Below are 24,957 nucleotides of genomic sequence, written 5' to 3'. Positions count from 1 at the left end.
CTAAAAGGGGGGATCCGGCGTCAGGCGTCAGGCGCCGTCGGTGAACGGGCTGCGCTGGTCTTGCACCGAGCGGGCGCCGTCGAGATACGGGTCCGCCGAGCGGGCGCCTTCGGTGTACGGGTCGCGGGCCGCCGTCGCCGAGCGGGCACCTTCGCTGAACACATCCCGCGCGCTCTGCACGGCGCGGGCGCCATCGCTGTACGGGTCGCGGGCGCCAAGGACGGAAGCTTGTGCGCCGACAGCGGCGGCAGCGAGGGCAACGGCGAGAACGAGGCGGGAGGTGAAGGTCTTGGACATGATCGATTTCCTTGGTGGATGCGTGAGCGGGTTGCAGTCGTGTGTGATGCCAAGGCAGCGATCCGCTGTGTCGTTGTCGCGTTGCGCTGCCATGGATGCTATTTAAGCCCGCTCACGTATCGCGCTCGTGGCGTATTTGCCCCCTTAGTGTCGCGTCCCGTATCGCGCGTGCGGCCAGATACAAAGGCGTACAAAAGGACGGGGCGACGTGCCGGATCGGCAGTTCGCCCCGTACGGCCTACGCCGACAGCCGCGCCGCGACAGTCACTTCCAGCATGTGCAGCCGGTCCTGGCCCCAGAACAACTCCCCGTCGAAGACATACGACGGCGAACCGAATACCCCGGCGGCCACGGCTTCGTCGGTATTGCGCCGGTATGTCTCCTGGGTGTCTGCCGAGCGCGCCCGCACAAGCGTCGCGTCCGCGTTGAACCCCTGCGCGGCGAGGATCTCGCGCAGCGTGGCCTCCGACGAGATATCGCGCTCCTCGCACCATTGCGCGCGGAGGATGGCCTTGTACAGCTCCAGCACCGGCAGCCCCTGCGCATCCACGGCGATGACGATGCCCGACGCGAGGTCCGCGTTCGGGCACATGGTTTTCGGCAGCGGATTGACCTGGATGTTCAGGTGGCGGCACCACCGCGCCAGTTCCGTGATGCGGTATTGCTGCCGCTCGGGCGAGCGCTGCCCCAGCAGTACGCCCCCTGTTCGCGCATACACCTCGGGCAGGTTCACGGGCTTGTGCCGGATCTCGACGCCCTGGCGCCGCGCCAGCGCATCGAGCCGATCCGCGCCCAGATACGCCCAGTCCGAATTCAGCCAGAAGTAATAGTCGATGACAGGTCGGTTCGCGCGGGTCATACGTGTCGGCTCCCGTTGACCGCCGCTACCGGCAAGCCGACCAGTGCTGTTTCCCGCATGCAGGCCGCGCTCACGAATGCGATGACACTCAGCGCACCGAGGTACCAGACGATATAGGTCGGGCTGCCGCCGCCGTACTTCAGCAGCGACGTGGCGACGATCGGCGCCAGCCCGCCTCCGATGGCGCCCGAGACCTGCACGGCAATCGAGATGCCGCTGTAGCGCACCTCGGCGGGGAACTGCGCGGCAAAGAGGCTGCCTTCCGGTGCATAGAGACAGGCGTAGACCAGCCCGATGGCAATGGAGAGCGCGATGGTGATGTTGCGTGGATCCAGCGACTGCAACAGGTCGAAGAACTGCGACGAGAACAACAGGATGCCGACCGTACCGGCCATGAACACCCACTTGAAGCCGATGCGATCCGCCAGCATGCCGCACAGGGGCATGGTGAACAGCGCGATGGCAGCGCCCCAAACCGTGGCGTCGAGCATCACTGTCTTGGGGATGCCCAACGTGCCGGTGGCATAGGCCAGCGCGAACGTGACCACCGTGTAGAACCAAGTCACCTCGGCCAGCCGGCCGCCCACCACGGTCAGGACCTGGCGCGGATACTGGCGCAGCACGACCATTGCCGGCATTTCCACCTTCTCGCCCTGCTTCTTCATCTGCTCGAAGTCCGGCGACTCGGCCACCTTGGCGCGAATGAACCAGCCTACCGCCAGCAGGACGACGCTCGCCAGGAACGGCACGCGCCAGCCCCAAGTCAGCATGTCCTGCTCCGRCAGCGTCGCCACCATCCCCATCGCCAGCGACGACAGCACCAGCCCCGGCGCGACCCCAGCCTGCGGCAGGCTGCCGAAGAAGCCCTTCTTGCCTTCGGGCGCATGCTCCACGGCCATCAGCACCGCGCCGCCCCACTCGCCGCCGACCGCAATCCCTTGTAGCAACCGCAGCAGCACCAGCGCCACGGCAGCCCAGTAGCCGATGCTGTCGTACGACGGAATCAGGCCAATCAGGATCGTGGGAATACCCATCATGAACAGCGTGATCAGCAGCATCGACTTGCGGCCCATCCGATCGCCAAAATGGCCGAAGACGATGCCGCCGAGCGGCCGGGCGAAGAACCCCACCGAGTAGGTGGCGAAGGCCGCCAGCGTACCCGTCAGGGGATCGAATGACGGAAAGAAGATCTTGTTGAAGATCAGTGCGGCGGCCGTGCCGTACAGGAAGAAGTCATACCATTCGATCGTCGTGCCCATCATGCTCGCCAGGCCCGCGGTGATATACGCGCGGCGTGAGCGCGCGGCAGGAATCTTGTTCATCGTAACGCTCCTTGGATTCGGATAAGCCGTCGGCCATGCGCCGGCGGCAGGCACTCAGGCGGGTGGCAGCGGCGCGATGCCGTGCGTCTGGCGCGCCCAGTACGCGAAGGTGGCGTTGACGATGGAAGGCTTGAGCAGGTAGTCGTGGGCCTCGCGGGCGAGCGCATCGTCCACGGGCGTCAGCGGGCCGAAAGCCTGCGCACGGATCTGCATCCGCGCGGCGCGTTCGAGGTAGACCGAGAGATAGGTGGCTTCCTCGCAGGTCTTGCCCGCGGTCAGGTAGCCGTGGTGCGCCAGGATGATCGACCGTTTGTCGCCCAGCGCTGCGGAGATGATCACGCCCTCCTGGTCCGCGATCGGCACGCCGGGCCATTCGCCCAGGAATGCACAATCGTCGTGCAACGGCGTCATGTCCATCTGCGCGATGACCAGTGGCTGGCGCGCGGCGGCCAGTGCCGAGGCCCAGGGCGAATGCGTATGGATGATCGAATTGACGTCCGGGCGCGCGTCGTACACCCACAGATGGAAACGCGTGGCGGGGTTGGGCATCCCATCGCCCGTCAGCGTGTTGAGGTCACGATCCACCTCGATGAAGTCGTCCGGCGTCGCCTCGTCGAAACCGAGGCCGAAGCGCAGCGTCCAGTAGGCGCCGGGGCGCTCCGACCGCACGCTGATCTGGCCGGCCAGACCGGCTTCCTGCTCGGTCATCGCCAGGATGCGGCAGGCGTAGGCCATGGTCTCCTGCATGGTGCGCGGCCTGTTGCGCAGGTGCCTCGCCATCTCGTTGGTGGCGCGCGTGTCGAAGTACGACTTGTCTCTGAGGGGGGCGTTCATGTCTTCTCTTCTCCGTGGAATGCCATCCGGCAACCGGTGCGGGGCATGAAGGGAAGTATGAAAACCAGGCGCCTGCCGTGCTATGTAGCCACGCGCATAGCTGCTATCTCACTGCGTCACGGCTTGAGGGTGCGGGCCACCTGCAAGGCCGAGGCGAGCAGGACGTCCGCCAGCGGCAGCGCGTGGCGGGCGGCGTGAGTGACGGCCACCATACGGCGGCGCAGCAACGGGCTGCGGATCTTGAGCTTGTGCAGGCCGTACTCGTGGAGCAGCTTGTCGGGTAGCCGGCACGGCAGGATGCAATCGCCCACGCCAGCAGAGACCAGCTTCAGGATGGCATCGACAGTCTCGGCCTCGGCCACATACGTGGGCTGCAACCCGGCGCTCTCCACCATCCGGCGTAGCGCGTAGCCGTGCGGAAAGCCGACGAGGCGCAGCGGCTGGCCGCGCAAGTCGAGCCCGTCCTGGGACGCGGACTGCAGCCCATCTGAACGCTGCAGCGTGACCAGGCACATCTCGTCCTCGAACAGCGGATGCGTGGTCAGGGTGGCCGTATCGACCGCGGTGTCGTAGACCACGCCAAGATCGGCCTTGCCGCTTTCCACCAGCGCCACCACATCGGCCGAACTGCGTCCCATCAGCGAAAGATTGACGTTGGGATGGGCGCTGACAAAGCTGGCCACCACGTCGGCGATGAAGTAATAGCTGACCGTGTGGACGATTGCCAGCCGGACGGTTCCCTGCGTGGTGCCGTGGGCATCGCGGATCGCATCCACAGCCTGGTCGATCGCGCGGTACGGCCCTTCGAGGGCCTCCTGCAGCTTCTGCCCAGCCTCGGTCAAGGCCACGCCACGGCCAGTTCGCACGAACAGGGGCTTGCCGAGCTGCGCCTCCAGCGTGGCGAGTTGCCGGCTGACGCCCGACTGGGTCTGATCGAGATCCTCCGCCGCCCTGGACAGCGACTTGAGTTCGGCAATACGAAGGAAAATGCGGAGAAGACGGTCAGGCGTATCCATGGGGGAGCGGCTGGCTTCCCTGGAAGGGCCAGTTTAGTGATGTGTCGACACGGTACAGCAGCCGCATGCGGCCGCAATGCGCAGATACCCGGCCCAGCCATGGGGCATGGCCGAGTGCGGGTATCTGTACAGCAACGTTCGTGCCAGTTTTTTAAGCCGCCTTCCGATGCTGGTGCTTCCGCTCCGGCTTGCACTCGTACTTGAGTTCGCGCCGGCCGTCCTCGTAGGCCACCTCGAGCCGCACGGTGAAGCCCCAGAGGCGCGTCACGTGGCGCACCACTTCGTCGAAGCTGTGTGCCAGCGGGCGGCGGTCGCTCTGCAGGTGGCGCAGCGTCAGGGAGCGGTCTCCGCCCACATCCACGTTCGTCACCTGGATATTGGGCTCCATGTTGGAGAGGTCGTACTGGTTCGCCAGCAGCTGGCGAATCGCGCGATAGCCTTCGTCGTCATGGATGGCCGTCACGCGCAGCTTGCCTTCGCGATCGTCGTCGAGGACCGAGAACAGCTTCAGCTCGCGGATCACGCGCGGCGACAGGAACTGGAGCAGGAAGCTTTCGTCCTTGAAGTTGCGCATCGCGAAGTCCAGCGTCTGGCGCCAGTCGCTGCCCGCGATCTCGGGCGCCCAGCGGCGGTCCTCCTCGGTCGGGTTCTCGCACATGCGGCGCAGGTCCTGGAACATCAGGAAACCCAGCGTGTAGGGGTTCAGGCCGCTGTAGTAGGGGCTGTGGTACGGCGGCTGGTAGATGACGTTGGTGTGGGCCTGCAGCAGTTCGAGCATGAAGGCGTCGTTGACGAGCTTCTCCTCGTAGAGCTGGTGCAGGATCGTGTAGTGCCAGAACGTGGCCCAGCCTTCGTTCATCACCTTGGTCTGGCGCTGCGGATAGAAGTACTGCGCGATCTTGCGCACGATGCGCACGATCTCCCGCTGCCACGGCTGCAGCTTGGGCGCGTTCTTCTCGATGAAGTACAGCAGGTTCTCCTGCGGCTCCGGCGGGAAGGCGATTTCCGGCTCCATCGCCTCCTCTTCCTCCTTGAGCAGATGCGACCGGTGCTTGGGCAAGGTGCGCCAGAGATCGTTCACCTGCATCTGGAGGTAGCTCTCGCGCTCGGTCTGGCGTGCCTGCTCCTCGGTGATCGACAGCTTCTTGGGCCGCTTGTAGCGGTCCACGCCGTAGTTCTGCAAGGCATGGCACGAGTCCAGCAGCAACTCCACTTCCTGCTCGCCGTAGCGCTGCTCGCACTCGGCCACGTAGTTCTTGGCGAAGAGCAGGTAGTCGATGATCGCGTCGGCGTTGGTCCAGGTGCGGAACAGGTAGTTGCCCTTGAAGAACGAGTTGTGCCCGTAACAGGCGTGCGCGATGGTCAGCGCCTGCATCGGCATCGTGTTCTCCTCCATCAGGTACGCGATGCACGGATTGGAGTTGATCACGATCTCGTAGGCCAGCCCCATGTGGCCGCGCTGGTAGCTGCGCTCCGAGGAGAGGAAATGCTTGCCGTACGACCAATGGTTGTATCCCACCGGCAGCCCGGCCGATGCATACGCGTCGAGCATCTGCTCGGCGGTGATGATCTCGATCTGGTTCGGATACGAGTCGAGCCCGAACTCGCCGGCAATGCGGGCGATCTCGCGGTCATAGCGCTGGATCAGCTCGAAGGTCCACTCCGAGCCTGTGGATAGGTAAGCCATGAACTTCCTCCCTTATCCCATGAACGTACGCGGATGCGCCGCCGTGCCGGCGCGCCGCTACCTGCCGGGCCAGGCGGCCCGCTTCTGGAAGAGATCGTGCAGCACCGGGTAGATCTCGTCGGCACCGATGATGCGCTGCATCGCGAAGTGCTCGAACTGGTTCTTCACCGTGAGATATTCCTCCCACAGGTTCTGCGGTTCCTCGGATGCCACTTCCACATAGGCGTAGTACTGCACCAGCGGCAGGATCGACTCGCGCAGCAGCCGGCCGCACAGTTCGGAGTCCCCCGCCCAGTTGTCGCCATCGGACGCCTGCGCGCAGTAGATGTTCCACTGGCTCGCCGGATAGCGGTCGTGAATCACCTCCACCATCAGCTTCAGCGCGCTGGACACTACCGTGCCGCCCGATTCGCGCGAGTGGAAGAAGTCTTCCTCCTCCACTTCCTTGGCCACCGTGTGGTGACGGATGAACACCACGTCGATCCGCTCGTAGTTGCGCTTCAGGAACAGGTACAGCAGCATGAAGAAGCGCTTGGCCAGGTCCTTGCGGCTCTCGTCCATCGAGCCGGACACGTCCATCAGGCAGAACATCACCGCCTGGGCCTGCGGGCGCTTCTTGAGCACGCGGTTGTTGTAGCGCAGGTCGAGCTTTTCGATGAAGGGCACGCGGTCCACGCAGGCGCGCAGGTGCCGCATCTTCTCCATCATCTCCACCGCCGTGTCCGTATAGGGGCCGTGCGCCTCGATTTCCTCGCTGTAGGCAGCTTCGAGTTCGCGCAGACGCTTCTGGTACGGGCTCGACAGCGCGATCCGGCGGCCGAGCGAGCTACGCATCGTGCGCAGGATGGAGAGATTCGATGGGGTGCCGTCGATCGAGAACCCGGCGCGCACCTTGCGCACCTCGGCGATCTTGGCGAGGTGGCGCTTGGCCAGGTCCGGTAGCGCCATGTCCTCGAAGAAGAAATTCAGGAAGTCCTCGCGCGACAGGGTGAAGACGAAATCATCCTCGCCCTCCCCGCTGTCGCTGGCCCGCGAGCCGCCGCCACCACTGCCCTGCTGCTGGCGGTCGAAGCTGTCACCCCGGACGAACTTCTTGTTGCCGGGGTGAATCCACTCGCGCTTGCCGCCCTGGCCGTGATGAAACACCGGCTCGGTGATGTCCTTGACCGGAATGGACACCTGGCCACTTTGCTCGATGTCCATGATCTTCCGGCCGGACACCGCCTTCGCCACCGCTTGCCGGATCTGCTCGCGGTATCGCTTGATGAAGCGTTGCTGGTTGACGGCACTCTTGTTGCCGCCGTTTTCGCGCCGATCGATGACCGTAGCCATAAGCCGTCCGCCCGCCTTGATAAGCCGCAACCGCGAGGTCGCGTGGATGAAGGAGACCGCGTCCGGTTGCTGTTACGACGATTTCCTGACGCGCAGATACCACTCCACCAGTAGTCGAACCTGCTTCGGCGTGTACCCTTTCTCCACCATCCGGTTGACGAAGTTCTCGTGCTTGTCCTGGTCCTCCCGCGTCGATTTCGCGTTGAACGAGATCACCGGCAGCAGGTCCTCCGTGGTGGAGAACATGCGCTTCTCGATCACCATCCGCAGCTTCTCGTAGCTGGTCCAGACCGGGTTCTTGCCACCGTTGTTGGCGCGCGCCCGCAGCACGAAGTTGACGATCTCGTTGCGGAAATCCTTCGGGTTCGAGATCCCCGCGGGCTTCTCCACCTTCTCGAGTTCATCGTTCAACGCGTTGCGATCGAGGATTTCGCCGGTGTTCGGATCGCGGTACTCCTGGTCCTGGATCCACAGATCGGCGAACACCACGTAACGGTCGAAGATGTTCTGGCCATACTCGGAATACGATTCCAGGTAAGCGGTCTGGATCTCCTTGCCGATGAACTCCACGAACGGCGTGGTCAGGTACTCCTTGATGTACGAGAGCAGCTTGGCTTCCTGCTCCGGCGGGAACTGCTCGCGCTCGATCTGCTGCTCGAGCACATAGAGCAGGTGCACCGGGTTGGCCGCGACCTCGGTATTGTCGAAGTTGAACACCTTGGACAACACCTTGAACGCGAAGCGCGTGGACAGCCCGTTCATGCCTTCGTCGATGCCGGCGTAGTCGCGGTACTCCTGGTACGACTTCGCCTTCGGGTCCACGTCCTTGAGGCTTTCACCGTCATAGACACGCATCTTCGAGAACACGTTCGAGTTCTCCGGCTCCTTGATCCGCGTGAGCACCGCGAACTGCGCCATCATCTTGAGCGTGTTCGGGGCGTTGGGCGCCGCCGAGAGCGAACTGCTGCGCAGCAGCTTGTCGTAGATCTTGACCTCGTCCKACACGCGCAGGCAGTACGGCACCTTCACGATATAGATCCGGTCGAGGAATGCCTCGTTGTTCTTGTCAGCCTTGAAGGTCTGCCATTCCGCCTCGTTCGAGTGGGCGAGGATCACGCCATCGAACGGAATCGCGCCGAAGCCTTCCGTACCCTTGTAGTTGCCTTCCTGCGTAGCGGTCAGCAACGGGTGCAGGACTTTGATGGGCGCCTTGAACATTTCCACGAACTCAAGCAGGCCACGGTTGGCCAGGCAAAGTCCGCCGGAATAGGAATAGGCATCCGGATCGTCCTGCGGGAAATCCTCCAGTTTGCKAATGTCGACCTTGCCGACCAGCGAGGAGATATCCTGGTTGTTTTCATCGCCAGGCTCCGTCTTGGAAATCGCGATCTGCGACAGCACCGATGGCCTGAGCTTGACCACGCGGAACTTGGTGATATCGCCATTGAACTCGTGCAGGCGCTTGACCGCCCACGGCGAGGGAATGGTATTCAGGTAGCGCACCGGAATGCCATAGTCCTCCTCCATGATCTTGCCGTCTTCGTCGGAAGAGAACAGCCCGAGCGGCGATTCATGGATGGGGGAACCCTTCAGCGCATAGATGGGAATCTCTTCCATCAGCGCCTTGAGCTTTTCCGCGAGAGACGACTTGCCGCCGCCCGGGGGCCCGAGCAGATACAGGATCTGCTTGCGTTCCTCAAGGCCCTGCGCCGCGTGCTTGAAGAAGGAGACGATCTGCTCGATCGTGTCTTCCATTCCATAGAAGTCGCGGAAGGCCGGGTAGACCCGGATGACCTTGTTGAAGAACAGTCGGGACAGTCGAGGATCGTGGTGGGTATCCACCAGTTCAGGCTGTCCGATTGCGGCGAGCATACGTTCGGCAGCAGTCGCGTAGGCAGTAGGATCCTTCTTGCAGATCTCCAGGTACTCCTGGATGCTGTATTCCTCTTCCTTGCGTGCTTCGAAGCGCGTGGCGTAGTGGCCAAAAATGTCCATACCTCACTCCCGTCAGAGTCCCACGTCCGAGGCGAAGGCAGTTTGACTCCCCTAAGACATTCGCGGCAATTTTGCGTTCCACCACCCCGGCCTGGCGGAGTTGCCATGTTGCGAAGTCTTTACTTCATCATAGTCAAATAACGGCGTTCATGAGGACAGAGTTGACGTGTGATGCACGTCCGTTCGTTCCTTGCGACACGCAACGCAACACAACTCGCTTCGCGTTTCGCACTGCACGAATCCCTCGCTGTTCTCATCCCGCTGCGACGGGCCATTGACCATGCTTGTGACACACCTTACACCTTTCCGGCGTGAAGTGCACAACGCCGTGTGTAACGATGCATCGAATCCAGTAACGTCTGACACGTCTGTCGGTCATGCACCGACATCGCTTCTGCAGAGCGCTTTCACTATGCCGCGACACGTGACCATCCGCCATCGTGCAAACGAACGATCCGCGCATGACGTCATGCGCAATGCGTGCGCACAGCAGCATGACGGGCAAGCTTCGCGCCTGCCTTCATGACATAGCTTTCGACCACCGCGCGCATGGCGATGATGACCACGCGGGCGTCGGTGTTTTCGCTGCGGCAAGTTGCCGCGTGAAGATTCATGAGGGGCCGTCAGCAGTGTCGACCACCGAGTGCCAATCGGACTTCGCATTGCACGCCCCACTGCACGCCCGACCCGGCGCGCATGCACCGACATTGCGTTTGCTCCCGGTGGCAGCCTGCGCCACGCACCGCGCAAGTGCGCGCGGCGCTGGCCCGCCACCCTGCGGGACGGTACKAGCACTTTGCGTGCCACGGTCCGCGCGCGCGGCGTTTTGCGTCGCAGCAATTTCCGAAGCGGGCGCACACACGATCACACGTGTGGCGCCGCCAATGGCTTGGCGTGGATCAGATCGGATCCCAGTTGATCACGTCGGGCGAGCGATCGAGCGCGAAGAAGCTGCTGCGCATGGCCGGCATGGCGATCTCCGCCACGGTCTCCGGCGTCCAGCCCTCGCTGGTATGCACCGAGCGCACCGGGCGCGGCTGGCTCATCAGCATGATCTCGTTGGCGCGTACGGCGAAGATCTGGGCGTTGACCTCGTGCGCGGCGTCGCTGGCCAGGAACACGGCCACGGGCGAGATCTTGCCCGCCTCCATCTTCTGCAGCCGCGCCACGCGCGCCTTCTCCTCCGGCGTCTCGGACGGAATCGAGCTGGTCATGCGGCTCCAGGCGAATGGCGCGATGCAGTTCGAACGCACGTTGAAGCGCGCCATATCCAGCGCGATGGATTTCGAGAGCGCCGCGATGCCCAGCTTCGCCGCCGAATAGTTGGCCTGGCCGAGGTTGCCGATCAGGCCCGAGGTCGACGTCATATGAACGAACGCCCCGCTCTCCTGGTCCTTGAAGTAGTTGGCCGCCGCGCGGCTGACATAGAACGTGCCGTTCAGGTGCACGTCGATGACCGAGCGCCATTCTTCCTMGTTCATCTTGAAGAACATGCGATCGCGCAGGTTGCCGGCGTTGTTGACGACCGCGTCGATGCGGCCAAAGTGGTCCAGCGCGCATTGCACGATGGCATTGGCCGAACTCCAGCCAGACACGCTGTCGGTGTTGGCCACGGCCTCGCCGCCCGCCGCGCGGATCTCCGCCGCCACGCGCTCGGCCGGGCCGGCGTCGCCGCCCTCGCCGGTCATGCTCACGCCCAGGTCGTTCGCCACCACCTTGGCGCCGGCCGCCGCCATGCCGAGGGCAATCCCACGCCCGATGCCGCCACCCGCGCCCGTCACCACCACCACCTTGCCTGCCATCAAACCGCTCATCGTCTCGCTCCTGTTCTGCGCACTGGCGCGCCATTGCCGCCGCACCGGGGAACATCCCCGTTTTATTGCGGCGCAAGATACGATAGATTGTCGGCGCTGACTTTGGAATTCACAAATCACAAAAGTGGCCTTTGGCACGAACGAAACCATGCACTACGATTTGACCGACCTGCGCCTCTTCCTCAACGTGGGGGAGACCGAGAACCTGACGCGGGCGGCCGAACGCAGCTTCCTGTCCCTGCCTGCCGCCAGCACGCGCATCAAGCAGCTGGAGGAGGCGTTCCAGACCCAGTTGCTGATCCGCCAKGTGAAAGGCGTGCGCCTGACACCGGCCGGCGACGCCCTGCTGCGCCACGCGCGGGAGGTGTTCCGCGAGCTGGAGTGCATGCATTCCGACTTGCGGCCCTATGCCAAGGGCGTGAAGGGGCGGGTCCGGCTGCTGGCCAACACCACGGCCACCAACTCCTTCCTGGCCACGGCGCTGTCGCGCTTCCTGTCCGAGAACCCCGATGTCGATGTCGAGCTGGAGGAGCACCTGTCCGCCGAAATCGTCTCGGCCATCGGCGCGGGCGCGGCCGACCTGGGCATCGTGGCCGGCGAGGTGGCCACCCAGGACCTGGACGCGATGCAGCTCTGCAGCGACGAACTGATCGTGATCGCCCCGGTCAACCATCCGCTGCCGGCGTTCAAGACGCTGCATTTCGCCGATCTGCTCGATAGCTGCCGCTTCGTCGGGCTGAACCAGTTCTCGGCGATCCAGTCCTTCCTGGACCGGATTGCCAATGGCATGGGCAAGCGCATCAGCCTGCGGATCCAGGTGGGCAGCTTCGACGCGGTGTGCCGGATGGTGGAAGCCGGCGCCGGCATCGCCATCGTGCCGAACAGTTGCGCGCGCCGCTACGCCAGCCGCAAGGTGCTGCGCTTTATCCGGCTGGAGGACGACTGGGCGCGCCGCGAGCTGCGGCTCGTGCGCCGGCCCGGGCGCGAACTGCCCCAGTTCGCCGAAACGCTGATCCAGTATCTGGTGGAGGCGGCGCGGGAGCCGGTCTAGCCGGTCTCCCGCCGCCCCGGGGTCAGCGGGCCGTCAGTCCGCCTTCACCCCGGCTTCCTTGATGATCGGCGACCATTTGTCGATCTCCGCCGCCAGCCAGGTGCGCAGCCCCTCAGGCGTCTGCTTGTCCGCCGGCACGATCACCGCGCCGAGTTCCTGGAGCCGCGCCGCCACCGCCGGGTCCTTCAGCGAGGCGCGCAGCGCGCCGTTGAGCTTGTCGATCACCGCCGGCGGCGTGCCCTTGGGCGCGTAGATGCCGTGCCAGACCTTGACTTCGAAGCCCTTCAGCCCGCCCTCGCGCAGCGTGGGGGTATTCGGCAGCGCGGGAATCCGCTCCGCCGTGGTCACGCCGTACAGCTTCACCTTCTCCGCCTTGATATGCGGCAGCGTCTGCGTGGTCTGGTCGCAGAGCACATCCACCTGACCGCCCAGCAGCGCGGTCAGCGCCGGCGCGGTGCCCTGGTACGGAATCGTCTGCAATTCCACGCCGATGGCCTTCTGGAACAGCATGCCGCATAGCTGCGACACGGCGCCCAGCCCGGCGTTCGCCAGGTTCACCTTGTTCTGGTTCTGCTTGATATAGGTAATCAGCTCCGGCAGCGTGTTGGCCGGCAGGTCGTGCCGGCCCAGCAGCGTCATCGGCACGTCCGCCACCTGGCCGACGAAGCTGAAGTCCGTCAGCGGCTTGTACGACAGCTTGGAGTACAGCGCCGGCGCCGTGGCCATGCCGTTGTGATGGATCAGGATCGTGTAGCCGTCCGGCGCGGCCTTGGCCACGTAGGCGGCGGACACCGTGCCGCCCGCCCCGAGGCGGTTTTCCACCACCACGGTCTGGCCCAGCGACTTGGACATCGCCGCCGCCACCGAGCGCGCCACCACGTCCGTGGGGCCGCCCGCCGCGAATGGCACGACCATGGTGATGGGCTTGGCCGGATACGGATMTGCCGCGTGGCTGCGTCCCGGCAGGGTCAGGGCCACGGCGGCGGCCATGCCAAGTGCCGCCCACAGCACGTTTCGGCAATGATGGGCGATCACGGCGGTCTTCGGCCTGGATGATTTCATACAGCGTCTCCTGGGTGCGCGTGTTCCACGCGTCTGGTTTGAGAATCGATGGCCGCAGCGTGGAAGCAATCGCCGCGCGGCACAATTCCGATTTGCCGAAGGCGGAGCACGGCGCCCGTGAAGTGCAAGGGTTCCCCCTAATGGGTCCCTGCCCCCCCGGACCGGCCGGGCCAGATTCCCAAACCCCCTGGCCCCGCCCCAAAGCCTCGCTTCGGCAAATCCGAATGTCCCCGGCGTGGCCCCTCGGGAATAATGGCCACACTTCGACACGGACCGACATTGCCATGCTTCCCGAACAGGACCAAGACCAGATTTACCCGGAAATCCGCGAAGCCGTGCGCGACCTCTGCGCGGGTTTCGACTCCGCCTACTGGCAGCGGGTGGAGGAACAGAACGCGTTTCCGGAGACCTTCGTCCAGGCGCTGACGCAGGCCGGCTGGCTCTCCGCGCTGATTCCCGAGGCCTACGGCGGCTCCGGCCTGCCGCTGACGGCGGCGTCGGTGATCATGGAGGAGATCAACCGCAGCGGCGGCAACTCGGGCGCCTGCCACGGCCAGATGTACGTGATGGGCTGCCTGCTGCGCCATGGCTCCGAGGCCCAGAAGCAGCGCTGGCTGCCGGCCATCGCCTCCGGCGAGCTGCGCATGCAGTCGATGGCCGTGACCGAGCCGACCACCGGCACGGACACCACCAAGCTCAAGACCACCGCCGTGCGCCAGGGCGACAAATACATCGTCAACGGCCAGAAGGTGTGGATTTCGCGCGTGCAGCACTCGGACCTGATGCTGCTGCTGGCCCGCACCACGCCGCTGGATCAGGTGAAGAAGAAGTCGGAGGGCCTGTCCGTGTTCGTGGTGGACCTGCGCGAGGCCATCGGCAAGGGCCTGACCGTCCAGCCGATCCGCAACATKGTCAACCACGAGACCAACGAGCTGTTCTTCGACAACCTGGAGATCCCCGCCGAGAACCTGATCGGCGAGGAAGGCCGTGGGCTCAAGTACATCCTCGACGGCCTGAACGCCGAGCGCATCCTGATTGCCGCCGAGTGCATCGGCGACGGCTACTGGTTCGTCGAGCGCGCCAGCAGCTATGCGCGCGAGCGCATCGTGTTCGACCGCCCCATCGGCCAGAACCAGGGCGTGCAGTTCCCCATCGCCCGTTCGTTCGTCAACGTGGAGGCGGCCAGCCTGATGCGCTACAAGGCCGCCCAGCTGTTCGACGCCGGCAAGCCCTGCGGCAAGGAGGCCAATATCGCCAAGCTGCTGGCCGCCGATGCCTCGTGGGAGGCCGCCAACGTCTGMCTGCAGACMCACGGCGGTTTCGGCTTCGCCGCCGAGTACGACATCGAGCGCAAGTTCCGCGAGACGCGCCTGTACCAGGTGGCGCCGATCTCGACCAACCTGATCCTGTCCTACGTGGCCGAACACGTGCTGGACCTGCCCCGTTCCTACTGAGATTGCCGAGATTCCCATGTCCGACCAAGCCGCACCGCAATACCCGACGCGCCAGCTTTGCGACTTCCTGGCCCGCCTGACGCTCGACGACGTCCCCGCGCCGGTCATCGAGCGCACCAAGGACCTGTTTCTCGACTGGATGGCATCGGCCATCGCCGGCAAGGACGCGCCCGCCGTGCGCCGCATCCAGGAATTCGCCGCCGCGATGGGGCCGCAGGGCGGCGACGCCGAGGTCTTTGTCGACCGGCGCCGCACCTCGCCCTACTTCGCCGCGCTGATCAACGGCGCCTCGTCCCACGTGGTGGAACAGGATGATGTGCATAACGGCTCGGTGCTGCATCCGGCCGCCGTGGTGTTCCCGGCCGTGGTGGCCGCCGCGCAGGCCGAGGGCAAGACCGGCGCCGAGGTGCTGCTGGCCAGCATCGCCGGCTACGAGGCCGGCATCCGCATCGGCGAATTCATGGGCCGCTCGCACTACCGGGTGTTCCACACCACCGGCACGGTCGGCACGCTGGCGGCTGCGGCGGCGGTGGCCAAGCTGTTTGGCCTGGATGCGGAAGGCATCAACCAGGCGCTCGGCTCCGCCGGCACGCAGGCCGCCGGCCTGTGGGAATTCCTGCGCGACGCCGCCGACTCCAAGCAACTGCACACGGCCAAGGCCGCCGCCGATGGGCTCCAGTCGGCCTGGCTCGCCCGCGCGGGCTTTACCGGCGCCCGGCAGATCCTCGAAGGGGCGCAGGGCATGGCTGCCGGCATGTCGAGCGATGCCAACCCCGCCGCGCTGACCGATGGCCTGGGCACGCGCTGGGCCACGGCAGAGACCTCGTTCAAGTTCTTCGCCTCGTGCCGCCATACGCACCCCGCCGCCGACGCGCTCAAGGCGCTGATGCAGCGCGATGGCCTGCGCGCCAGCGACATCGCCGCCGTCACCGCCCATGTACACCAGGGCGCCATCGACGTGCTCGGCCCGGTGGTGGACCCGCGCACCATTCATCAGGCCAAGTTCTCGATGGGCACCGTGCTCGGGCTGGTAGCCTGGTATGCCCACGCCGGGCTGGGTGAATTCGAGGAGCACGCGCTGCGCGACGCCGAGGTGGCCGCGTTCCGCGACAAGGTCACCATGGAGCTGGACGACGAGATCAACGCCGCCTATCCGCGCCAGTGGATTGGCCGCGTGACCGTGCGCACCAACGATGGCCGCACGCTAGGCGCCCGCGTGGACGTACCCAAGGGTGATCCGGACAACACGCTGTCGCGCCCCGAACTGGAGACCAAGGCGATCCAGCTCGGCGCGTTCCGGCACGGCGCCACGGAAGCCGAGATGCGCACGATCATCGCGCGCGTCTGGCAACTCGAACAGGCGGCCGACGTGCGCGACTGGCTGCCGTTCGCCCGCTGACAGGAAGGAATCMAATCCCATGACCCAGACCCCCACGCTCGAACAACTGCGCGAATGGATCGGCCGCTCTGAGACACGCACCGAGACCCTCGCGCCCGAACCAGTCCTCGCGCTGGCCGCCACGCTGGACCTCGATGGCGAAGCCGTCGCCAGCCAGCCCCTGCCGCCGCTATGGCACTGGCTCTACTTCCTGCCGCGCGCCCCGCAACGCGACCTCGGCGCCGATGGCCATCCCGCGCTKGGCGGCTTCCTGCCGCCCGTGCCGCTGCCGCGCCGCATGTGGGCCGGCGGCGAGCTGACGTTCACGCGCGGCCTGCGCGTGGGCGACACGGTGACCAAGACCTCCACCATCACCGATGTGCAGCACAAGTCCGGCCGCACCGGCGAACTCTGGTTCGTGACGGTGGACCACGTGCTGACCGTGGACGGCGAGACCGCGCTGACCGAGCGGCACGACATCGTCTATCGCGCCATGCCCGAGCGCGGCACCCCCCAGCCGCCGCGCCCACGCCTGCCCCACACGGCGCAGTTCGGCCGCACGCTGCAGGCCGATCCGGTCATGCTGTTCCGCTTCTCGGCGCTCACGTTCAACGGGCACCGCATCCACTACGACCTGGACTACGTGCGTGACGTGGAAGGCTATCCCGGGCTGATCGTCCACGGCCCCCTGCAGGCCATGCTGATGCTGGAGCTGCTGCGGCACGCCCGGCCTGAGGCACGGGTGGCGCGCTTCGGCTTCCGTGGCGTGGCGCCGCTGTTCCATCAGGACACGGTGAGCGTAGGCGGGCAGGACGACCCGGAGCGCGATGGCCGGGTCATCCTGTGGACCGGCGACGATGCGGGCGGCCAGGCCATGCAGGCCTGGGCCGAGGTGGCGCGCTGAGCCAGCGCGCTCAGAGCGGATTCAACGCATAGAGGTACAGGATGGCGCCGTTCGCGCCCTCCTTGCTGTCGAACTTGAAGGCATTGCCGGACGGGTTGCCACGGATGCAGAACGAAATGGTGTCGTGGCCGCCGGCAATGGCCGTCTTGACCAGATCCGTGACGTTGAAGTACCGGTACGCCTTGGCCGTATCCAGGTACAGCGTAGCGGATGGCCCGCCGCAGGTCGGCGCGTTATGGTTGTTGATATGGTCCTCGTGCCAGTTGGTCGCCGTGCTCTGCGCACTGATGATGGCCGTGGCATCCACGCCGCCGCCCCAGATCATCAGCCGGTACTCCGGCGTGAACTCGGGCGGGATCTCCACGGCGCCCTTCGGAATCKGCATCATGATGTAGATCTTCGATTCCGGCTCGCTGCCGACCGCACGCTGGGTAAGCAGCGATGCCTCCTGCCCGAAGTTATCGTTCGCGGTCTCGCCGCCACGGACGGTGGCGTCCGCGGTAGGCCGGGTGAACGCATAGGCCACGGTGCGGGAGCAGGAACGGCTGAGGTTCAGGCAGTATTCAACGATGTACCGCATCGCGTCTTCGGTCCAGCCATTGAAGAAATCGGCGTGGGCCGTGTAGATCGAGCCCCAGTTCAGGCTCTCCACATTCCCGTTCTTGTCCAGCGTCGGGTCCATCGAGAGCTGCGCGTCCGTCAGATCCCTCACATCACCAATTTGGTAGGCGAGATTGAAGCTCAGGTGCGGCAGCGGCACGGGGTAGTCCGTCGGGCAGACCCCGTCGGCATTGGCATAGGCGATGTTGTTCCGGCCGCTTCGGAACGGATGCAGGTGCACCCCGTCCCAGCAGTTCGGAAACGCCAGCGCGATATTCAGCTGGACGTTGCCATTCGCGTCCGGCACGCAATCGTTCGGCGGCGTACGGGTGTAGCCCTTCTTCGATCCCGTGCAGAGGAAGTTGACCGCCACGCTGGGCCCCGTGCCACGGTGATCGCCGGCCAGCATCTGCAGCCCGGGCGGAATCACCGTGACCCGCCGGTGCGTGTTCGCCGGGAAGGCCCGGTTCTGGTAGTAGGTCTTCTGGTACTGGGGCGCCACCACGCGCCCATCCGGCAGCTTCAGCGAAGGCGCCCAGTAGGACGTGTTGTCCGCCGCGTTCTCGCAGGTGGAACTGTGCTCCGTGTACAGGTCTTCCGCCGTGGTGTTACCAGTGGTAGTGGTATGGCCGAAGAAGTCATGCGACATCGCGATCCCCGGCTTGCCGGGGTAGATGATCGGATCGTCCGGTAGCCGGTGCGAGTACGTGCAGCTGACGTTGGCGGCCCCCTCGCCAATCGCCTCGCCGCGCGCACTTGGGGCGCCGAACCACACGGCGGCCAGCAACACGCCGCCGCAGAGCACCGCGATCGAGTAATACAGGCGACTTTTCATGATGGAATCTCCCTCGCTGTGTGGATGCGAAGGATGTTCCCGCCATGGTCCCGACGGGACAATGGACGATGATGGGTCATCCCTCACCGCGCGCCGGGAGTCCCCCGCGCGGGTGAGGGAGGCGGGTCAGAGCGGAATCAGAGCGCCGCCGCCGTGCCCAGCAGCGCGGTGGACTGGCTGGACAAGGTCCCGCCATTGCCGTGCACGAGCGCGATCTCCGCCCCCGCCACCTGCCGTTCGCCGCACTCGCCGCGCAGCTGCCGCACCGCCTCGATGGTGATGAACATGCCGTACATGCCCGGATGCACGCATGACAGGCCGCCACCGTTGGTGTTCACCGGCAGCCGCCCGCCCGGGGCGATGGCCCCGCCGCTGACGAACGCCCCGCCCTCGCCCTTGGCGCAGAAGCCCAGGTCCTCGAGGAACAGGATCGTGTTGATCGTGAAGGCGTCATAGAGTTCGAGCACGTCCACGTCGGACGGCTTGAGCCCCGCCATCGCGAAGGCCCGGGCGCCGCTTTCCTGCGCCGCCGTCACCGTCACGTCCGGCATCGACGAAATCTGCCGGTGCCAGGTGGCCGTGGCGTTGCCGAGCACGTACACCGGCGGCTTGGCCAGCGACTTCGCGCGGTCGGCCCGCACCATCACGTAAGCGCCGGCGCCATCGGTCACCAGGCAGCAGTCGCGCACCGAGAGCGGGTCGGACACCATGCGGGCGCCCAGCACGTCCTMGATGGAGAGCGGGTCGCGCATCATCGCCTCGGGGTTCATCCGCGCCCACTGGCGCGCCGCCACGGCCACCTCGGCCAGCTGCGTGCGCGTGGTGCCGTACTGGTGCATGTGCCGCGCGGCGGCCAGCGCGTAGGAGGTGATCGGCGCCAGCGGCTGGTAGGGGTTCTCGTACGGCTGCGGGTCCAGCACGGCGCGCACCTTGCCGATGCCTGCCMGGCCCACCGTGGAGGTGCGCTGGTTGCTGCCGTAGCAGACCAGCACGGCGTCGCAGAGGCCGGCTTCCAGCGCCATCATCGCGGGCAGCATGTGCGAGACGAAGCTCGAGCCGCCGATCATCGTGCTGTCGACGAACTTMGGCTGGATGCCGAGGTACTCCGCCACCGGCATGACCCACATGGTGGCGCCGACGCTGGCCGTGGCGATGCCGTCGATGTCGCGCATCGACAGGCCGGCATCCTTGACGGCCGCCTTGGCCGCCTCCACGAGGATTTCCATCTCGGTCTTGCCATGGGCCTCGCCGAGGCCGGCCTGGCCCACGCCGACAATGGCCACGCCGCCGCGCAGGTGCGATCCGTTGCTTGCCATGGTTCAGCCCTCCCCAACCAGATCGAACACGACCAGCGCCGGTTCGGTATCGCTCTTTGCCGGCGCCACACGCGCCTTGACGCGCATGCCGATGCGCACCTCGGCCGGGGCGATGCCCTCGACCCGGCTCATCATCCGCACGCCTTCGTCCAGGTCCACCAGCACCACGTTGTAGTCGCCGCCCGCGTCGGGCTTGCGGCGCACCACGCTGGTCGAGTAGACCGTGCCGGTGCCGGCGGGGGTGGTCCAGGCCAGCGMATCACCGCCGCAGTGCGGGCAGATATTGCGCGGATAGAAGACATGGCGATGGCAGCCCCCGCAAAGCTGGATGCGGAACTGGCCGGCGGCCAGCGCCTCGGCGTACTGCTTGTCCGGACCGGGATCGGTCACGGCAGGAATGGATTGCGGCATGGGGTCTCCGGAAGGCGGGTCAGATCACCAGTTCGATCAGGAACGGGCCCTTGCGCTGGTTGGCCATCGCGAAGAGATCGGCAAAGGTTTCCATGTTGTCCACGCGCGCGGCCTCCACGCCCATGCCGTTGGCCATCTTGACCCAGTCCAGGTCCGGATTGCCGAGGTCGAGCATGTCGAGCGCGGTCTTGCCCGGGTTGGCGCCCACACCGGCCAGCTCACCCAGCAGGATCGCGTACTTGCGGTTGGCCAGCAGCACGATGGTGACGTCGAGCTTCTCGCGCGCCATGGTCCACAGCGATTGCAGCGTGTACATGCCCGAGCCATCGGCCTGCAGGGCCACCACGCGGCGGTCCGGTGCGGCGATGGCGGCGCCGGTGGCCAGCGGCAGGCCGGCGCCGATCGCACCGCCCGTCAGTTGCAGCCAGTCGTGCGGGGCGGCGTGCACGGTGCCCGGATAGAAGGCGCGGCCAAAGCTCACGCTCTCCTCCACCACCACGGCCTGCTCCGGCAGCAGCGCGGCCAGCGTCTGCGCCACGGCCTCGGAGGTCACGGCGCCCTTGGCGGTCTCGCGCGGCACCTGGGTGGCGGCAGCCGGCAGCGCGGCGTTGCGGGCGCCCAGTTCGTCGGCCAGCCGGGCCAGCGCCTCGGCCAGGTCTTCCTCGGCACGGGCCAGCACATGGATATTGGCGTCCTCGGGGTACGGGCGCGGCGACTGGCCCGGGTAGGCGAAGAACGTCACCGGCGCCGGCGCACCCACCAGGATCACGTTGCGGATGCCGGCGAGCTTGGCGCGCGCGACATCGCCCGAATACGGAATCCGGTCGACGGCCAGCCGGCCCCGGCCACGCGTGACGCGGGCGTTGGACATCGGCGTGATCAGGCGCGCGTCCGTGGCGGCGGCGATGCGGTGCGCATCGGCCAGCGCGGCTTCGCGCAGCGCGCTGCCGGCCAGCACGATCAGCGTGGGCTGGCCGCTGCGCAGCACGCGCGCGGCGTTCTGCACGGCGTCCGGGGAAACCTTGGGCACCGGCAGCGCCGGCAGCGGCGCGGCCACCTGGCCGCCGGCATCCCAGCACACGTCTGACGGCAGGATCAGGCTGGCGACACCACCCGGCGCGCCGCGCGCAGCCTGCACCGCCACGGCGGCGTCAGCCCCTACCGAGGCGGCACGGGTGGCCGTGCGCGTCCACACGGACACCGGGCGCGCCCAGCCTTCGGTATCGGCGGTCAGCGGCGCGTCGAGCGGCCGGTGGTAGGTCGCCTGATCGCCAATGATGTTGACGATGGGCGTCTGCGCGCGCCGTGCGTTATGGAGATTCGCCAGCCCATTGGCGAGGCCCGGGCCGCAGTGCAGCAGCGTGGCTGCCGGCTTGTCGGCCATGCGGGCGTAGCCGTCAGCGGCGCCGGTCACCACCCCCTCGAACAAACCCAGCACGCAGCGCATGCCGGGAATGCGGTCCAGCGCGGCCACGAAATGCATCTCGCTGGTGCCGGGGTTGGCGAAGCAGGTATCCACGCCGCAGGCCAGCAGCGTCTTGACAAGGCTTTCCGCGCCGTTCATCGGGGATTGGGTCGTCTCCATGTCTCGGGTTCCGTTCGGGTTATTTGTTGAGTGGGATCTGAATAATGTGCGGCATCAACCACGTGATGCCAGCAAGTCGAAATCTAGGCAGACGAATTCCGTCGGGAACTCGATGCGCGCGTAGTACACGATCACGTCGTCCACGCAGGCGAAGCGGCGCAACTCCGCCACCGGCGCGCCGACTGGCAGCTCCAGCGCCTTGGCGGCGTCGCCGCCGGCCGCCACGATGGACAGCCGCTGGCGCGCCGCCGAAACCTGGAGGCCGGGAAAGCGGTCCAGCACCGGCACCGAGGCGCCCTGGCGGAATGCCTCGGGCTCGCGCGCGAACACGGCTGCTTCTATATAGACCTCGCCCACGGCGAACGGCCGGCCGTCCAGCCGATGGGCGCGATGCAGGAAGTGATAGGCGGCGGCGCGGCGGGCGTCGCACGGCATGCCGAGGTCATCCGGCAGCGGCACGTCGGCGGTGGATTCGACGATGGCCTCGGTGGACAGGCGATCGCCCACGGCCACGGCCTGATCCCAACTGGTCGGCAGCGCCAGCGGGCGACGGTCACGCCCTGCCGCCTTGACGAAGGTGCCCCGCCCGCGCGAGCGCGCGACCAGCCCTTCGGCATCCAACTGGGAGATGGCGTGGTGCATGGTCATGCGCGCGACGCCGTATTCGCGACACAGCGCCTCGAGTGACGGAATCTGCTCACCGGGCCGCCATGCGCCGCTCTCGATCTGCCGGCGGAAGATCGTGGCGAGCTGGAGATAGACCGGCTCGCGGCTGCGGGAGAGAAGTTGGGCGGCGGCGTCGGACATGCGCGGCGCGAGATGCGCACTAATAAGATAAGGCGACTTTATAAAAGTCTAGTTGGCTAGACTACTAGGGTTTACGGCAAACCCCTTCCTCTCCCCCTTATCTGGCGCCGCTCTCGCGTGTGTTTACCCCTCCACGTCCGCCCATGGCCGGTGACAAAGCCCCGCAGAATGCCTCCATGCCCCGCGCGACGCCGGGGCGGGCGTGGCTGCCGCTTTGCAGCCATCTAAAGGAGTCATTCCATGTTGATGCGAGACGTGATCCCGCAAGTGCTGAACCGCGGTACGGCCCTGCTTGGCCAGGACGTACTGGAGACCCCGCCTCAAAAGACCTTCCACCATGCGATCGACATCTATCTCAAGGATTCGAATGCGTTCATGAACACTTACTTCGCCCGGTACTTCGAATGGCAGGGCATCTGCCGCGAGCGCTGGTTCCACGAGTGCATCCACGGCAACCTGCTGGCCGCCGGCGGCGTGTTCGTGACCAAGCGCGCCCACCAGGAGTACGTGGAGGAAACCTTCCCGTTCCAGCGCGTGGACTGCTACCTGAACACCTTCCAGGTGCGCCAGTGCTCGGCCTACCTGCTGTTCCGCTTCTGCGTGGAGGGGCGGCCGGTGTCGCTGGGCTACCAGCAGATCGTGTTCGCGGACCGGGACAAGCGCATCACGCGCTTCCCGAAGGAAATCATCGACAAGGTGAAGGAATACGAGCTGGTGCTGCCGCCGCTGACTAACTGATGAGTCGCGCGCCGTCGGGCTGGTTCAGCCGGTGGCGCGCGTGGGGAAGGGGCTGTCCGGCTCCACCGTGGCGTGGAAGCGCGGCAGCCGCAGCGTGAAGGTGGTGTGCACGCCCGGCACGGACTCACAGTCGATGCGGCCGCCAAACGCATCGGCCACGCGACGGCAGAAGGCCAGCCCGAGGCCGTTGCCGCTCCCGTGCGCCTTGGTCGAGAAGAACGGGTCGAAGATACGCGGCAGCACATCGGCGGGAATGCCCGAACCCGTATCGCGGCAGCGCAGCAGGTAGAAGCCGCCCTCGGCCGCGCCCGAGATCTCGATCCCGCCCTCGCCCTGCGCACGCACGGCGTAGAGGCCGTTCTTCAGCAGATTGAACAGCACGTAGACCAGCAGCGTGTCCGAGCCGACGAAGCGCCAGCCGGCCGGCATCGGCGCCAGGTGCACGCGCTCGCGCTCGCCGGGCTGGAACGGGTAGCGCGCCAGCGCCGCCTCCACGCAGGCCGCCAGCCCGTGCGGGGCAAAGCTGCGTCGATCCACACGCTCCAGCGTGACCGAGGCCAGCGCCATGTCGATGACCGTGCTGGTGCCATCCACCTCGCGCGTGATGCCCTCCACCACCGTGCCCATGCGCTCAAGCTGCCCCGGCCGCAGGCGATCTTCGATCAGCCCGTGCGCCACGGCCAGCCGGTAGCCCTCGATGACCTGCGGGAAGGTCCGCGCCATCTCCTGCGCCTGCATGCGGATGGTGGCCAACGGCGTGCGCACCTCGTGCGCCACGGTGGCCGCCAACGAGTACGGATGCATGAGGTTGTAGCGCACCACGGTCACGGCGAGGATGCCCAGGCTCAGCGCGATGCACACCACGCCCGGCGGATAGAACGCGTAGCCGTAGTTGACCGCGTAGTCGACCGCAGCCAGCGAATAGAGGCCCAGGCTTACCAGACAGAGATTGAAGCGGCGGCGGCGCTCCACGGTGGCATTGGCGCGCGCCACCCAGAGCAGCCATGCGCACCGGCACGCCAGCACCGCGGTCTGCGCCACATGCAGCGGATGCAGCGGCCCGGCCTTCGGATAATCGCCAAAAAACAGGGTGTAGTAGCCGGACACCACCTGGCTCGTGGTCAGCAGCAGCACGGCGAGGATCAGGCTCAGGCCGTATGAGGCCAGCACGGCGGGCCGCTMGCGGCGGCACTCGGTGACCTCGCAAATAAACTGATAGAACGTGGTCGGCAGGAACAGGATGAACAGGTAGCCGACCTTGGCGAGCACCACCGCCACGTCCGGGTGCGTGGCCTGGAACAGGAACGCCCAGGTGCCCTGCCACGCGAAAGTGGTCACGCACATCAGGAAGAACGCCGCCGACACGCGTGTCACGCCCTGGGTCACGAGCACATAGAGCCCATACCCAAGGAAGATCGCGGAAACGAAGGCGGGAAGGATCGCGTACATGCACAGCCGCGATGCGCGCGGCGCAGCAGGAGGGACCGCCATGGTACGGCGTGCGTGATCTGTCCGCACTAAAATTGGCTGTATTCAGACCTAAGCCGCGCTGAATTCGCAACGGTTACGGCCCTGCCCCACCGAAGGGGAATGGTGCTCCGTGGGGAAACAAAAACGGCGGGACTGATCGTCCCGCCGTGCGGAATGCCTGCCGGCATCG

General features: G+C 66.2%; 22 protein-coding genes. 5 read left to right on the top strand and 17 right to left on the bottom strand.

Translation table 11 applies throughout. The features are described from left to right. Positions 1 to 27: 27 nt before the first annotated feature. From AC1EJR_RS22560 to AC1EJR_RS22515, 10 genes are all read right to left on the bottom strand, one after another. Positions 28 to 297: a hydroxyquinol 1,2-dioxygenase gene (locus AC1EJR_RS22560; RefSeq protein WP_177219892.1), complete on the bottom strand. Its 270-nt coding sequence runs from the start codon at positions 295 to 297 to the stop codon at positions 28 to 30. A 238-nt stretch (positions 298 to 535) separates the two neighbouring features. Next, entirely contained in the window at positions 536 to 1,156 is a 621-nt protein-coding gene (locus tag AC1EJR_RS22555) for a 2-hydroxychromene-2-carboxylate isomerase (protein WP_092293370.1), read from the bottom strand. Continuing rightward, positions 1,153 to 2,478: an MFS transporter gene (locus AC1EJR_RS22550; protein WP_477147576.1), complete on the bottom strand. Its 1,326-nt coding sequence runs from the start codon at positions 2,476 to 2,478 to the stop codon at positions 1,153 to 1,155. Before AC1EJR_RS22550 ends, AC1EJR_RS22555 begins: the two co-directional genes overlap by 4 nt. A gap of 54 nt (positions 2,479 to 2,532) precedes the next feature. Next, positions 2,533 to 3,312 carry an aldolase gene (locus AC1EJR_RS22545; RefSeq protein WP_092293374.1) on the bottom strand — a complete coding sequence of 260 codons (780 nt, stop codon included), beginning with the start codon at positions 3,310 to 3,312 and terminating at the stop codon, positions 2,533 to 2,535. A 116-nt stretch (positions 3,313 to 3,428) separates the two neighbouring features. Further along, positions 3,429 to 4,328 carry a LysR family transcriptional regulator gene (locus AC1EJR_RS22540; protein WP_477113734.1) on the bottom strand — a complete coding sequence of 300 codons (900 nt, stop codon included), beginning with the start codon at positions 4,326 to 4,328 and terminating at the stop codon, positions 3,429 to 3,431. Between the two features lie 151 nt (positions 4,329 to 4,479). Beyond that, complete coding sequence (locus AC1EJR_RS22535) at positions 4,480 to 6,015, bottom strand: SpoVR family protein (protein WP_092293378.1); 1,536 nt, start codon at positions 6,013 to 6,015, stop codon at positions 4,480 to 4,482. Positions 6,016 to 6,072: 57 nt separating this feature from the next. Beyond that, positions 6,073 to 7,347, bottom strand: a complete 1,275-nt coding sequence (locus AC1EJR_RS22530; RefSeq protein ID WP_092293380.1) for a YeaH/YhbH family protein — start codon at positions 7,345 to 7,347, stop codon at positions 6,073 to 6,075. 72 nt (positions 7,348 to 7,419) lie between these two features. Beyond that, positions 7,420 to 9,342, bottom strand: a complete 1,923-nt coding sequence (locus AC1EJR_RS22525; protein ID WP_477147575.1) for a PrkA family serine protein kinase — start codon at positions 9,340 to 9,342, stop codon at positions 7,420 to 7,422. A gap of 467 nt (positions 9,343 to 9,809) precedes the next feature. Then, on the bottom strand, positions 9,810 to 9,956 hold the full coding sequence (locus AC1EJR_RS22520) for a hypothetical protein (RefSeq protein WP_477113733.1): 147 nt from the start codon (positions 9,954 to 9,956) through the stop codon (positions 9,810 to 9,812). Positions 9,957 to 10,241: 285 nt separating this feature from the next. Further along, positions 10,242 to 11,156 carry an SDR family NAD(P)-dependent oxidoreductase gene (locus tag AC1EJR_RS22515; protein WP_477147574.1) on the bottom strand — a complete coding sequence of 305 codons (915 nt, stop codon included), beginning with the start codon at positions 11,154 to 11,156 and terminating at the stop codon, positions 10,242 to 10,244. A 148-nt stretch (positions 11,157 to 11,304) separates the two neighbouring features. Here AC1EJR_RS22515 and AC1EJR_RS22510 point away from each other — a divergent pair, with 148 nt between their 5' ends. Further along, positions 11,305 to 12,207, top strand: coding sequence for a LysR substrate-binding domain-containing protein (locus tag AC1EJR_RS22510; protein WP_477147573.1), 903 nt, complete (start codon positions 11,305 to 11,307; stop codon positions 12,205 to 12,207). A 33-nt stretch (positions 12,208 to 12,240) separates the two neighbouring features. On the opposite strand, the gene AC1EJR_RS22505 is transcribed toward AC1EJR_RS22510, so the two are convergent. Continuing rightward, positions 12,241 to 13,269, bottom strand: a complete 1,029-nt coding sequence (locus tag AC1EJR_RS22505) for a tripartite tricarboxylate transporter substrate-binding protein (RefSeq protein ID WP_477147572.1) — start codon at positions 13,267 to 13,269, stop codon at positions 12,241 to 12,243. Positions 13,270 to 13,553: 284 nt separating this feature from the next. Between AC1EJR_RS22505 and AC1EJR_RS22500 the strand changes: the two genes are divergently transcribed. From AC1EJR_RS22500 to AC1EJR_RS22490, 3 genes are read left to right on the top strand one after another with little or no spacing between them, the layout of a single operon-like run. Then, positions 13,554 to 14,723, top strand: a complete 1,170-nt coding sequence (locus AC1EJR_RS22500) for an acyl-CoA dehydrogenase family protein (protein ID WP_477147571.1) — start codon at positions 13,554 to 13,556, stop codon at positions 14,721 to 14,723. A 16-nt stretch (positions 14,724 to 14,739) separates the two neighbouring features. Next, the gene (locus AC1EJR_RS22495; protein ID WP_092293390.1) at positions 14,740 to 16,122 is read left to right on the top strand and encodes an MmgE/PrpD family protein; all 1,383 of its coding nucleotides are present in this window, start codon (positions 14,740 to 14,742) and stop codon (positions 16,120 to 16,122) included. Positions 16,123 to 16,141: 19 nt separating this feature from the next. Continuing rightward, complete coding sequence (locus AC1EJR_RS22490; protein ID WP_092293392.1) at positions 16,142 to 17,005, top strand: HTD2 family dehydratase; 864 nt, start codon at positions 16,142 to 16,144, stop codon at positions 17,003 to 17,005. A 10-nt stretch (positions 17,006 to 17,015) separates the two neighbouring features. On the opposite strand, the gene AC1EJR_RS22485 is transcribed toward AC1EJR_RS22490, so the two are convergent. From AC1EJR_RS22485 to AC1EJR_RS22465, 5 genes are all read right to left on the bottom strand, one after another. Continuing rightward, the gene (locus tag AC1EJR_RS22485) at positions 17,016 to 18,440 is read right to left on the bottom strand and encodes a DUF1996 domain-containing protein (RefSeq protein WP_477147570.1); all 1,425 of its coding nucleotides are present in this window, start codon (positions 18,438 to 18,440) and stop codon (positions 17,016 to 17,018) included. A 137-nt stretch (positions 18,441 to 18,577) separates the two neighbouring features. Continuing rightward, complete coding sequence (locus AC1EJR_RS22480) at positions 18,578 to 19,756, bottom strand: thiolase (RefSeq protein ID WP_477147569.1); 1,179 nt, start codon at positions 19,754 to 19,756, stop codon at positions 18,578 to 18,580. Between the two features lie 3 nt (positions 19,757 to 19,759). Continuing rightward, positions 19,760 to 20,167 (bottom strand): Zn-ribbon domain-containing OB-fold protein, encoded by a 408-nt coding sequence (locus AC1EJR_RS22475; RefSeq protein WP_477147568.1) that lies wholly within the window; start codon positions 20,165 to 20,167, stop codon positions 19,760 to 19,762. Positions 20,168 to 20,186: 19 nt separating this feature from the next. Beyond that, a complete protein-coding gene (locus AC1EJR_RS22470) occupies positions 20,187 to 21,731 on the bottom strand; it encodes an acetolactate synthase large subunit (protein WP_477113740.1) in 1,545 nt (514 codons plus the stop codon). Between the two features lie 75 nt (positions 21,732 to 21,806). Beyond that, a complete protein-coding gene (locus tag AC1EJR_RS22465) occupies positions 21,807 to 22,559 on the bottom strand; it encodes a GntR family transcriptional regulator (RefSeq protein ID WP_092293402.1) in 753 nt (250 codons plus the stop codon). A 240-nt stretch (positions 22,560 to 22,799) separates the two neighbouring features. Here AC1EJR_RS22465 and AC1EJR_RS22460 point away from each other — a divergent pair, with 240 nt between their 5' ends. Continuing rightward, positions 22,800 to 23,297, top strand: coding sequence for an acyl-CoA thioesterase (locus AC1EJR_RS22460; RefSeq protein ID WP_092293404.1), 498 nt, complete (start codon positions 22,800 to 22,802; stop codon positions 23,295 to 23,297). Between the two features lie 24 nt (positions 23,298 to 23,321). Here AC1EJR_RS22460 and AC1EJR_RS22455 read toward each other — a convergent pair whose 3' ends face one another. Further along, positions 23,322 to 24,746: a sensor histidine kinase gene (locus AC1EJR_RS22455; RefSeq protein ID WP_477147567.1), complete on the bottom strand. Its 1,425-nt coding sequence runs from the start codon at positions 24,744 to 24,746 to the stop codon at positions 23,322 to 23,324. Positions 24,747 to 24,957: the final 211 nt, after the last annotated feature.

Source organism: Cupriavidus sp. 05T42, assembly GCF_056396345.1.
The sequence above is the reverse complement of the archived record's forward strand: the minus strand, read 5'-3'. Positions and strand labels throughout refer to the sequence as shown.